14 protein-coding genes are annotated in these 12,150 nt (G+C 39.9%); 5 read left to right on the plus strand and 9 right to left on the minus strand.

All coding sequences use genetic code 11. The features are described from left to right. Positions 1-19: 19 nt before the first annotated feature. A complete protein-coding gene (locus PLI06_00995; protein HOI76175.1) occupies positions 20-526 on the minus strand; it encodes a hypothetical protein in 507 nt (168 codons plus the stop codon). A 135-nt stretch (positions 527-661) separates the two neighbouring features. Between PLI06_00995 and PLI06_01000 the strand changes: the two genes are divergently transcribed. The 5 genes from PLI06_01000 to PLI06_01020 are packed head-to-tail and all read left to right on the plus strand — an operon-like array spanning position 662 to position 4,865. After that, a complete protein-coding gene (locus PLI06_01000; protein ID HOI76176.1) occupies positions 662-2,182 on the plus strand; it encodes an AMP phosphorylase in 1,521 nt (506 codons plus the stop codon). After that, on the plus strand, positions 2,182-2,520 hold the full coding sequence (locus tag PLI06_01005; protein ID HOI76177.1) for a hypothetical protein: 339 nt from the start codon (positions 2,182-2,184) through the stop codon (positions 2,518-2,520). Before PLI06_01000 ends, PLI06_01005 begins: the two co-directional genes overlap by 1 nt. Next, positions 2,513-3,640 (plus strand): DUF362 domain-containing protein, encoded by a 1,128-nt coding sequence (locus PLI06_01010; GenBank protein HOI76178.1) that lies wholly within the window; start codon positions 2,513-2,515, stop codon positions 3,638-3,640. The genes PLI06_01005 and PLI06_01010 overlap by 8 nt, the downstream gene beginning before the upstream one ends. A gap of 43 nt (positions 3,641-3,683) precedes the next feature. Continuing rightward, positions 3,684-4,004 (plus strand): carboxymuconolactone decarboxylase family protein, encoded by a 321-nt coding sequence (locus PLI06_01015; GenBank protein ID HOI76179.1) that lies wholly within the window; start codon positions 3,684-3,686, stop codon positions 4,002-4,004. A gap of 24 nt (positions 4,005-4,028) precedes the next feature. Beyond that, positions 4,029-4,865: a deoxyribonuclease IV gene (locus PLI06_01020; protein ID HOI76180.1), complete on the plus strand. Its 837-nt coding sequence runs from the start codon at positions 4,029-4,031 to the stop codon at positions 4,863-4,865. On the opposite strand, the gene PLI06_01025 is transcribed toward PLI06_01020, so the two are convergent. From PLI06_01025 to PLI06_01060, 8 genes are all read right to left on the minus strand, one after another. Then, on the minus strand, positions 4,834-6,396 hold the full coding sequence (locus PLI06_01025) for a radical SAM protein (protein HOI76181.1): 1,563 nt from the start codon (positions 6,394-6,396) through the stop codon (positions 4,834-4,836). The genes PLI06_01020 and PLI06_01025 overlap by 32 nt on opposite strands. A gap of 112 nt (positions 6,397-6,508) precedes the next feature. After that, positions 6,509-7,051 (minus strand): 2-oxoacid:acceptor oxidoreductase family protein, encoded by a 543-nt coding sequence (locus tag PLI06_01030; protein HOI76182.1) that lies wholly within the window; start codon positions 7,049-7,051, stop codon positions 6,509-6,511. Next, on the minus strand, positions 7,048-7,824 hold the full coding sequence (locus tag PLI06_01035) for a thiamine pyrophosphate-dependent enzyme (protein ID HOI76183.1): 777 nt from the start codon (positions 7,822-7,824) through the stop codon (positions 7,048-7,050). Before PLI06_01035 ends, PLI06_01030 begins: the two co-directional genes overlap by 4 nt. A gap of 47 nt (positions 7,825-7,871) precedes the next feature. Next, positions 7,872-9,044: a 2-oxoacid:acceptor oxidoreductase subunit alpha gene (locus tag PLI06_01040; protein ID HOI76184.1), complete on the minus strand. Its 1,173-nt coding sequence runs from the start codon at positions 9,042-9,044 to the stop codon at positions 7,872-7,874. Continuing rightward, complete coding sequence (locus PLI06_01045) at positions 9,034-9,243, minus strand: 4Fe-4S binding protein (GenBank protein ID HOI76185.1); 210 nt, start codon at positions 9,241-9,243, stop codon at positions 9,034-9,036. The genes PLI06_01040 and PLI06_01045 overlap by 11 nt, the downstream gene beginning before the upstream one ends. 118 nt (positions 9,244-9,361) lie before the next feature. After that, positions 9,362-10,579 carry a hydroxymethylglutaryl-CoA reductase (NADPH) gene (gene hmgA, locus PLI06_01050; protein HOI76186.1) on the minus strand — a complete coding sequence of 406 codons (1,218 nt, stop codon included), beginning with the start codon at positions 10,577-10,579 and terminating at the stop codon, positions 9,362-9,364. Positions 10,580-10,588: 9 nt separating this feature from the next. Then, a complete protein-coding gene (locus PLI06_01055; protein HOI76187.1) occupies positions 10,589-10,996 on the minus strand; it encodes a Zn-ribbon domain-containing OB-fold protein in 408 nt (135 codons plus the stop codon). Position 10,997: 1 nt separating this feature from the next. Next, on the minus strand, positions 10,998-12,146 hold the full coding sequence (locus tag PLI06_01060; protein HOI76188.1) for a thiolase domain-containing protein: 1,149 nt from the start codon (positions 12,144-12,146) through the stop codon (positions 10,998-11,000). Between the last annotated feature and the right edge of the window lie 4 nt (positions 12,147-12,150).

The following is a 12,150-nucleotide window of genomic DNA, read 5'->3' on the forward strand; positions in this document are numbered from 1 at the left end:
TATAAATAAAATAAAAGATTTATTTTTTCTTGCCGAAGCCTATGATCTTCATGAAGAAATTCATTGGTGTAGATTTTGGACTTATTGTTATTGTAACTGTATCGCCACAGTCTTTCTCGTCGCTTGTAAAACTAATTGTACCAGGTTGGGCTCCTCTAAATGTCCAAGTTATCCACTTAATTTTTGGGTCTGTTATGCTTGGAATAAATCCTGCGTGTATTAAGTTCCAATTTTCATCAAAATATTCTACATTTATCAACTCAAGAGGCCCTATTTGATACGGCAGTCCTCCATTAGCTACAATACCAGTTACTATGTCGCTGATTGTTTCATCGCCGATATTAACATCGCCCAGAGCTTCTACACGTAAAGATATTGTTAATATATCTCCAACGTGAGCTGAAGTTCTACTAATCCTATAGTAGTCATTACATGAGTATGTTGGGCCAGTTGCCGTTATTGATGCAACACCAAAAACGCTTGTTACAAAAAGTAACGTTACTAAAATTGCATATAATTTCCTCATATTATCCCTCTTATGTAGGGAATAATCATCATTTATAAGAGTTACGAATCATTATCGCTAAAAATTGAGAATATCTCAAAAAATAATCGTGAAAAAATAGTAACTCTTTTATTAATCGTTTACAATATAACTATTATGGAACTTAAAATAAAGTACCTTGATATCCAGGAAACGCAGGATATTGTTTTTTTGAATGTTAAGGATGCGATAAAGGAAAGAATAGATCCTGGAGAAAAAATTATTATCAAAAGATCTGAGTCATCTTATTCATCATCTGCCGTATTGACAAAAGATATCATAAATGAAGGATTTATCGGGGTTCCTCTAGAAAAATCAAAGCATTATAATCATTTTGAAAATGACATAGTCGAAGTATTTCCTGATGTAAATACGGAGCTTGCCCATATATCAAAAAAGAAACTAGAGGGGAAAATACTGACAAGAGAAGAGATCACAAAATTTGTCGGGGGCATAATAAACGGCAATATCGATAGCGTCATAATATCAAGTTTTCTTACTACAACTCAAATACTTGGAACTTCGACAAGGGAGATAGAGTATCTTACCCGTGCAATGGCAGAAACTGGTACAATGATAAGATTTGACAAAGGGCCAATAATGGATGTCCACAGTATTGGGGGGGTTCCTGGCAATAAAACTGCCCTTCTCACAATCCCGATAGTTGCATCTTCTGGCCTTTTTATCCCTAAAACATCTTCGAGGGCCATAACATCGCCTGCAGGTACAGCCGATGTTGTAGAGGTCCTCTCTCCTGTTGATTTTTCTCCAGATAAATTAAAGGAAATTGTCAAAACAACTGGCGGATGTCTTGCTTGGAGTGGTGTCTTAAATCTGACACCTGCAGATGAAAAGATAGTTGAAGTTGAAAGAAGGCTTCACATTGACCCAGAGCCAATTATCCTTGCAAGCGTATTAAGCAAAAAATATGCAATGGGTGCAGAATACCTTTTGATTGACATCCCTATGGGGGAGGGTACAAAGATTAACACCTGGGAAAATGCAAGAAAACTTGCATCCAATTTCACTGACCTTGGATCGTCTCTTGGAATGCATGTTGAAGTTGCTGTTACCTATGGAGGTCAACCGATAGGAAACGCCGTTGGCCCTGCTCTTGAGGCAAGGGAAGCTTTGATGGCCTTAGAAGGAAAGCAAAGCGGAAGTCTTACTGAAAAGGCTATTGGTCTCGCAGCAATACTCCTTGAACTCGGTAAGAAAGCAGAAGCTGGGAAAGGAAAAGTCATGGCAAGGGACATTCTTGAAAGTGGAAAGGCTTTAGAAAAATTTAGAGAGATTATCGCAGCGCAAGGAGGAGATCACGATATAAAGCCGGAAGAAATCCCACTTGGAAAGTACAAAGAAACTATATTGTCAGAGGATTCAGGTTACATAACTAAAGTTGATAACGCAACAATTGTCAAAGTTGCAAAGGTCCTAGGCACTCCATTTGACAAAGGTGCAGGACTATTGTTGAATTACAAGGTAGGCGACCGCGTAGAAAAGGATGATGTTATAGTAGAGCTTTTTGCAGAGAGCAAGGAAAGGCTTTTATCCGCAAAAAGGTTTTTGGATTACAACAGGATATTCCAGACCGAAGGAATGATCCTAAAAAGATTTCCAGGACTTAAGGTGATTTGATGGAACTTGACTATTATGGTCTTAAGCATAGGAGACTTTTGGAAGATGCACGAAGGAAAAGAGAGGATGGAATTATCCTATTTTTCACGCTATTTTTCTCATCTCTGTTTTTATTCTTAGTTGGATTTGGATACTCAGTTGTTCTTAGCATTGCGGGGGTTATAGTTCTTTTATTGGGCGTCTTACTGTTTGTCTATGAAGATGCCCAGAGCAGGAAATTGCTTGATAAAGCCTCTGAGATGGAACACCCACCTGAAAAACCAGTTGAAAAAGAAGTTGAAAGTGCAATCACTGACCTACTGATTGAAGGATTATCTTATCTGATGAAACATGACTGAAATAGTATCCATTAGAAAAGCCCTTGACTACGAAAAAAGTCTATCAGCGGCCATAGATAAAGTACTAATTGATTTGGGCGGTATCGAGAGGTTTGTAAAAAAAGGCGACAGGGTGGCACTGAAACCTAATTTGCTTGTTTTCTCGTCTCCTTCGAAGGCCATTGTGACTCATCCCCTCTTCACCTTTGAGGTCTTCAAGAGGGTAATTGAAGCCGGGGGCGAGCCATTTGTTATAGACAGCCCTGGCAGCGGGATACCTTTTACTAAAAACTCGCTTAAGTCCCTCTATAGATTGACAGGATACTGGGACACCTTCAAAGACTATACAGATTGTCTTAATACAGATACATCTAAACAAACAGTTGAAATTGAAAATGGGCTTATTTTAAAGAGGGTGGACATTCTAAAGCCATTGCTTGATGCTGATGTAATTATTAATCTGCCAAAAATGAAGACTCATACACTCACATTTCTTTCAGGTGCAGTAAAAAATATGTACGGTTCAGTTCCTGGAATGGAAAAGACAAGATACCACTCAAGATTTAGGGATGTGCATGATTTTTCAAAAGCATTGCTTGACGTCTGGAATGTTACAAAGCCTGAGCTTACGTTAATGGATGGAATTGTCTCACTTGAAGGCGATGGCCCTGCTATGAGGGGCGTTCCAAGGAGGACTGAGATTGTCTTGGGATCAAAGGACCCTCTCTCAATGGATTTTGCTATATGCAGACTTATTGGATTGACTTATAATGACCTACCTTACCTAAAAGTCGCGATAGAAAATAATCTTTCTGACGGAAACTATAATCTTATTGGAGAGTTACCGATAATAAATGATTTTATCCTCCCAAGGACCTATCACGGGAAGATATCGCTCGATCCAATTTCTTTGTACAATTATATTGTATTCCCCATATTCACAAGATTTTTGATTGAAAAACCAAAGGTCATAAAGAAAAAATGCATAAGATGCGGGGTATGCGTGAGAAGTTGCCCAGAGAAGGCGATTACAGTAGATAAAGTTTCAGCGAAAATAGACTACAGTAAATGTATCAAGTGCTACTGCTGCCATGAGCAGTGCCCCGAAGGTGCTATTGACCTTAAAAGAATTAACTTATAGAAATCCTTTTAAGTATAAGTGATGGCATTGTTTTGGTGATAAAATGAAAGAAGAAGTATTCTACGGAAGGGGTATGAAGAAAATCAGATCAGAGTACCCAGAGATTTATGATGCTATTATAAAATTAAACGATGCAGTTTACACAGGAAAAACATTGGACTACAAAACTCAGAAACTTATTGCGATAGGAATAGCCGCATCAAGATGCGATGAGAGCGCAACTGATAGGCAGATGAGGTCTGCAATTAAGGAGCTTGGTGTCACCTCTGACGAGATAGTTGACGTACTAAGGGTAGTACTATTAACTTCAGGTATGCCATCTTTCACAAAGGGCATGAGGATTCTAGAAGAGATAGAAAAATAAATTAAAATTATTTTACTTATTTTTATGCGCAGGATAGGTTTTCACGTATCTGTCGCCCAAGGATTTTTGAAGGTGTTTGACAACACAAAAGCTCTTGGTGCAAACTGCTGTCAGATATTTACACATTCTCCACGAAGTTGGGCATTTAACTTAGTATCCGAAGATGTTGGGAATCTATTCAAAGATAAGTACCAAAAAGAAGATATTAAACCAATAGTAGTCCATGACTCATACCTACCAAATCTTGCTTCTGAAGATTCAGCTATGAGAGAAAAATCAATTGATTCTATAAAAAAGGAGTTCATCTCCTGCAACAGATTGGGCCTAGAGTTTTTGAATATTCATCCAGGTGCCCATAAAGGGCAGAGTAAAGATAGAGGGCTAGCACAGATTTGTGAATCCCTCAACTCAATAAAAGACTATGTTGGAAACGTCACTCTGCTTTTTGAAAACACCTCGGGGAGCGGCTCAGTTCTAGGTTCAACTTTTGAAGAGCTAAGATTCTTACTTGAAAACACAAACTTTAGCTGCGGCGTTACTCTTGACACTTGCCATCTTTTTACTTCTGGATACGACATATCAAGTGAAGAAGCGCTTGAAAATACTCTCTCAAGTTTTGATAGGGTAGTTGGTCTAGAAAATTTAAAACTTATACATCTAAACGACTCGCAAGGTGAGCTAAATTCAAAAAAGGACCGACATGAACATATCGGTCTTGGAAAGATAGGACCTACTGGCTTTAAGGCTATAGTAAATCACGATTATCTAAAAAATATCCCAATGATTATGGAAACGCCTGTAAATGAAAAAAGAGGAGATAAAGAAAATATTATTTTTTTGAAGGAAATGATAGAGATTTAAGGTTCCTCTGGGACTGAAGGTTCTTGTCCCTGTTCTGCTTCTCCCATACGTCTAGTGGAATTGCATACTGCTTTTCGATTCTTTCCCTGTGGAGACTATTGTAAGTACAGAATGGGATAACTTTCCCGCCTGGCACTGCATAATGTATGGCGCATCTTTTCACCCTCTCAACATCAAAGTTGTAGGGGTCTTGGAAGTGCATGCATCCGATTAACAATGTGTGGTAGCTAAATTCCGCAAGGGTGTCGACATCTCCTTCCTTTAATACACCCAATAGTAGTTTCTTGATATCTAGGTTCTTTGGTTTCTTCTTTAAATCAATTAAGTGGGGTAATTCTTTTGTTATCTTTGCAATAGCAAGTGTCTTAGTTATCTTCCCGCCATCTTCTACCTTTTCTGTCAAATCGTTTAATAATCCAAAGAATCCATCGACATCGATGAAGTGAGTGATTGGTGTTATCCCTCCATTATCATCGATAAATACATAGGTCGCCACGCCACAATGTTCATGACATGTAAACTTTACCTGGGGAGTTTTTCTCCATGCTTCAATGAAATTTGAAAAAGCATTTACACTGGGCGCCGAGTAGAAATCTTCAGCAAGTATTTCTCCATTTGTCTGTTCCTCAACAAGTTTAACGAAATCAGGTATTGTAATCCTCATCTTCTCAAGATCTTCTGTGTCAATTCTACCCGAAAATGAAACAGGCTGGAAGTTAATGCCCCTGATGATATCGATATTTTTAATACCAAATTGGATTAAATCGCTTACTTGGTCATCATTTATACCCTTTACAAGTGTAGGCACCAAAACAACACTTGTCAAATTGGCTTTTCTGAAATTATCCATGGCCTGAAGTTTAATTGGGAGCGCATTGAATCCTCTAGCGGCGATGTATGGTTTCTCTGTTACACCGTCAAATTGCAAATACACAGTATTAAGTCCTTTCTGCCTAAGTTCTTTGCAAAAATCAAGGTCCTTTGCAAGGCGGACCCCGTTAGTTGCAATCTGCGCAAGGGTAAATCCTAATTTTTTAGCTTCTTGGACTATCTCAGGAAGATCATCTCTAATTGTTGGCTCCCCTCCTGCAAATTGGACTACCATGCATGGAACTGGCTTTTCATCCCTTACCAATTTCATCATTTCAATTAGCTCTTCTTTGGATGGTTCAAGAACATAACCTGCTGTCTGAGCGTTTGCAAAACATATAGGGCATTTCATATTACATCTGTTTGTAACATCAATATTGCAAAGTACTGTTGGGGTAAAGTGATCTGAACAAAGGCCACAATCGTTTGGACATCCTTTCTTGACTTCTGTGTTTGGATTATCCAGTTTAGACCCATCAATATGATATTTTTTAACTTTTTTGAACATTTCGTAATCTGACCAATAAATATCTTGAAAATTGCCATGCTCGGCACAGGTCTTTTTTATAAGAACCTTGCCCTTTTCCTCAACTATGTCTGCATCAATGACACTAAAACACACAGGACATATTGATTTAGTTTTATCTATTAATTCTGACATATAAAACACCGGTAAAAGATTATAATAGGGTATCCTAAAATTATATTTAAAAGCTTTTGTGTGATATTTTTCATATCAATTATTATTTTTTCATATATTTAAAATAAAAAATTTATAATAGTTTATCAATTATTCTTACATTTTTCTTGCCGGCCTCAAATGCATTGAGATTCAAATCAAGCATTTTTGGTATACTATCCTTAATCGATTCTATCATGGCATCGCTTGATATCAGATTGCATATCTCATTGAACGCCCCAAGCATCACGATGTTTGCCACAATTTTTGTCCCTAGTTCTGATGCGATCCTAGTTGCGTTTACTTCTGCAAGTTTGAAGTTGCCTTCTATATTATTGTCAGGTATTAGCTCTGGATCATAGATGATAATACCTTCCCTTTTTGTCCTTGATGCGTACTTAAAGAATGCTTCTTGGCTCATTATTATTGAAACTGAGGCAGATTCTACTTTTGGATAGTCAATCTCCTCATCAGAGACAACTACCTCAGAACGTGTCGAGCCACCTCTTGCCTCCGGCCCATAAGACTGTGTCTGAACTGCATTGAAACCGTCAAATACAGCAGCCTTGCCCACAATAACACCGGACAGTATTATCCCTTGGCCACCAAATCCGCTTATTCTTATACCTGCCTTCATTTTAATTCACCGCAGAATTTTTTATACTTGGTGTTAAAGTCCTCTTTTTCAATGTCGACAAGATCCCCTATCACCATCTTATCGGTAGTTTTGCCCTCGGCCAACATTTTTTCATAAAGTTTGACGTTGATTGTTGATTCCTTGAAATGCTTTGTCAGATCAAGAGCCGTTCCCATTTTATTTAGTCTGCCATATGATGTTGGGCACGGAGATAAAACTTCGACAAAAGAGAATCCAGTTTTTTGGAGGGCCTTTTTTATTGAATTTATACATTGGACAGGGTGTGCTGTGGTCCATCTGGCCACATATGGGGCTCCTATTACCTTGGCCGTCATTGAAAGATCTATGGGGTACTCGATGTTCCCATAGGGCGTTGTTGTCGTCTTTGATTTTAGAGGTGTTGTTGGAGCTACCTGTCCCCCTGTCATCCCGTATATGAAATTATTTATTGAGATAACAGTTATATCCACATTTCTCCTTATTGCGTGAAGAAAATGATTCCCCCCTATGGCGCCACAGTCCCCATCGCCAGTGAATACTATGACCTTTAATTCTGGATTTGCAAGTTTAACCCCCGTTGCGTAAGCGATTGCCCTTCCGTGGAGTGAGTGCAGGCCATCAGAGTATATATACCCAGGTACACGAGATGAGCATCCTATCCCTGATACAAAAACAGTCTTATTCATATCAATGTTAAGGTCGTGAATAGCACGAAGGGAAAAGTTCATTACGCTCCCTATCCCGCAACCGGTGCAGAATATTGTTGGAAGCATATCCTTCCTAAGGTATTTATCTATGATGATATCATTAGAAATAAAACTCAATATTTTTCCCCCTCTATAAATTTTAAGATATCGTAAGGTGTATGGATTGCACCGCCAATTTTTGGTGCAGAAATAACTTTTGTATTCTTGCCGACAGCTTCTCTTATGGGGTGAACCATCTGCCCAAGATTCATCTCAGGGACAATAACTGTGTGGGCATTTTTTAAAAGTTCCTTCATCTTTTCATAATTGAAAGGCCAAATTGTGATAAGTCTAACATGACCCACCTTTATTCCATTCTTTCTGGCCATCTTAACAGCGCTGACCGCAGGCCTTGCAGTTGTACCATATGAGACAACAATAATTTCCGCATCTTCAAGGAATGAATCTTCATGATACCATATAATATCCATGTCATCCTGAACTTTCTCAACTAACCTTCTGACAAGTTCCTCGTGCACTTCAGCAGATGTCGTGACAGGAAACCCTCTCTTGTCGTGTGTGAGCCCCGTGACATACGTCCTATAACCTGAGCCAAATGGCGCGAATTCAGGAACTTTAGAGGTTCTTGTGAACCCAGTCCTGTATGGCCTATATTTATCGGGCCCTATCGTAGCGGGAACCCTCTCATCCACCTTGACATTTACAACTTCAGGCAAGACAACTTTTTCCCTCATATGCCCAATTTCAGCATCCAATAGAAGAATAACTGGAACCCTATAATCTTCAGATAGATTAAATGCTTCAATAGTTAGGTCAAGTGTCTCCTGGACTGATTTTGGTGCCAGTGCAATTATCTGATGATCCCCGTGTGTGCCCCACATTGCCTGCATTACATCACCCTGGGCTGCTTCTGTAGGCTGGCCTGTACTTGGGCCACCTCTCTGGACATTTACAATGACGCATGGTATTTCCGCCATGCATGCGTAACCTATGCACTCCTGCATCAGTGAAAATCCAGGGCCGCTTGTTGCAGTCATTGATTTTACCCCGGTACATGATGCCCCGATGACGGCGGCTATACTTGCTATCTCATCTTCCATCTGAACATAAACGCCACCAAGTCTTGGCATCCACAATGCCATGCCTTCGGCAACTTCAGTGGCCGGTGTGATAGGGTATCCTGCAAAGAATCTGCAGTCTGCGATTAATGCACCATAAACAGCGGCGTCATCCCCCTGTATGAAAAGATTTTTTTTACCTAAAAGTCTAATAACGTCATTTGTCATCTTTATCCTCCACAATAATTGCAAAGTCAGGACACATCAATTCACATAAGTGGCATTTGATACAATTTTCAGGGTACTTTACTTCTGGGGGGAACACTCCTTTTTTACTTAATTTTTCAGACTTCACATAAACTTTTTTTGGGCAGTATTCCATACACAAAAGACACCCCTTGCAATAGTTTGAGTTGACATGAATCAAAAGAATCACCGTAATAATGTAGAAAAGAAATTTAAATCTTTTATAAAGTTTATCATTAAATGATTATTTCAACTTAAGAAAGAATAATAATAGGACATTTGTCCAATAAAAAATCCTTTTACCGTCCATATTCTATATGCGCCTTTGCGAGATGCCTTGCTGAAAGTGCTCCAATGAGGGATATCTCGCCGGCTAAAACTGTTGCTGCGCATATCTCTGAAAATGCCTTGGAGTTGTCACCGCTATTTTTTCCGCCACCTGAAATACCTAGTATATCAAGTGCTTCTTTTTGCGTCTCGATCTTAGTTCCGCCGCCAACAGTTGCAACTTCAAGAGAGGGAAGTGTAACGGCAAAGTATACTCCGTTTTTATCCTCTTCAACTGTAGTAAATCCCTGACTCCCTTCAACTACCTGGGCAATGTCTTGGCCAGTAGCTAGAAAGATTGCGGCGACAATATTTGCAAAATGTGCGTTGAATCCATAGGACCCAGCTTGGGCTGAGCCAAGGAAATTTTTTCTATAGTTAACATCAATTAAGGTATTTGCATCTGTCTTGAGTTTAGTCTGGATTACCTTATGTGGTATCACGACTTCAGCTGTAATGCTTATGCCTCTCCCTTCGATTAGATTTATCGCCGAAGATTTTTTATCAGTGCAAAGATTTCCTGAGAGTGAAACACACTTTATCTCTGGGAATTTATCTTCAATCATTTTCAAAGCGGCGTCTGTTCCGATTGTAACACCGTTCATCCCCATAGAATCCCCTGTGTCATATACAAATCTTAAAAAAAGATTCCTTCCCACAAGGTAAGGAACTATCCTCTCAAGCTTTCTGAATCGGGAATCTTTTTCAGCTTCCTTCTTGATTTTATCAAAGTTCTTGTGGAGGAACTCAGTTATTTTGTAATAGTCTCTGGAAGATTCTAACTTAATAACGGGAGCTCTTGTCATGCCGTTTCTAAATATTGTTGTTACGGCCCCGCCAGATGAAGTAATAACAGAAGCGCCTCTGTTCGCGCTTGCAAGAAGTGCCCCTTCTGATGTAGCCATGGGGACATAAAACTCGCCATTTGCATAATTACCGTTGACCTTTAAAGGCCCTATAACCCCCATTGGCACCTGAACAGCGCCAATCATGTTTTCTATGTTCTTGCCAAAAAGATTGTCGGGATTAAGAGAATATCTGCCGATGTAATCCAGAGTTACATTTTTTATTTTTTGAATTGCCTCTCTCCTTATTTCAACAGCTTCTGCGGGGGTCTTAGTATAATTTTCAATCTGGTATATCTTTATCTCGCCATTAAGTATCTTGTTCAAAATCTCTTCTTTATTCATCTGATCCACTCATGGATGGGCATATTCAACTATCGGCCTGAATTTATAGCCATAGCATATTATGCCATCGTCATTGTATTCCATTATCTTCCTTGTGACCATTTCGACTTCCATGCCAATCTCAAGTTCTTCTGCCCTGGCATCAGTTATCTGGGCAGTTATTACAGGACCTTCCATAAGCTCTATCAGGGCCACTGCAAATGGGAGATTATACTTGTGCTCCTTTGGAGGGCTGTTGATGTTTGTAAAAGATAATATCTTACCTCTACCGATAAGCTGGTAATCTTCATGATTTCTGCCCCTGCACTTAGGGCAAACTTTTCTGTAAGGGAAAGATAATTTTTCGCAATCCTTACACTTTGAACCTACAAGCCTGTATCTCCTAACTTGTTCTCTCCAATGCCTTGGTACATCCATCCTAATCACCCCTCTCAAGAACACATACAGATATTGTTGCCCCACTGCCACCTATATTTTCAGCCAATCCTCTTTCAGCGTCAACTCGGCCATCGCCTCTAAGGCTATAAACAAGCTCTCCTATCTGGTAAACGCCTGTTGCACCGACAGGGTGCCCTCTTGCCTTGAGGCCGCCGTAAAGATTTATCGGGAGATCTCCTCCAATATAATGCTGGCCTTCTAAAGCCATCTTTGTACCCTGGCCTTTCTTTGCAAATCCCATGTCTTCTATGGAGAGGGCGCTCATAATAGAAAATGCATCGTGAATTTCAGCGATGTCAATGTCCTTTGGAGTGACACCTGCCATCCTGTAGGCCTTCTTGCTGGCTTCAACTGCTGCAGAAAGGGTGGTCATGTGCTTTCTATCGTGCACGCCTAAAGTGTCAGTTGCAAGGCCAACTCCGGATACTATAATTGGGGCATCGGTAAACTCCCTGGCCTTTTTCTCAGAGCAGAGAATTACAGATGCTGCGCCATCACAAATTGGGGCGCAGTCCATAAGGGAAAGCGGTTCGGCTATTATTGGTGAATTCATTACAGCCTCAAGAGAGATTTCCTTCCTGTACATGGCATGTTTGCTGAAAGGTGCATTTTTGTGAGATATGACGGGGAATATTGAAAGATCTTCCCTTTTTACATTAAACTCGTGCATGTAACGCCTCATGACGAGGGCGTTTAGTGCTACAAACGAAACTCCATGAAATGCCTCATAATCCCTGTCTGATGCATTTGCAAGAATTGAGGTAGTTTTTGATGGAAGGACGTCTGTCATCTTTTCTACACCTGTGACAAGAACATAATCATACATCCCTGACTTTACACCCATATACCCTTCAATAAAAGCGGCTCCGCCTGAACCGCATGCTGCCTCCACTTTAACGGCAGGTATAGGCCCAAGCCCGGCAAAATCAGCTATCAATGCACCAATGTGTTCCTGTTCTACAAACGGCCCAGATGACATGTTTCCAACATAAAGGGCATCGACTTTGTCTATACCGCTGTCCTCAAATGCCATCCATATAGACTCTATTGCAAGGTCTCTCAATGATTTTTCCCAGTGCTCTCCAACTTTTCCAAGTCCAACTCCAATTACGGCAACATTATCGTCCATTTGT

It is taken from the genome of Methanofastidiosum sp., assembly GCA_035362715.1.
GTDB lineage: Archaea > Methanobacteriota_B > Thermococci > Methanofastidiosales > Methanofastidiosaceae > Methanofastidiosum.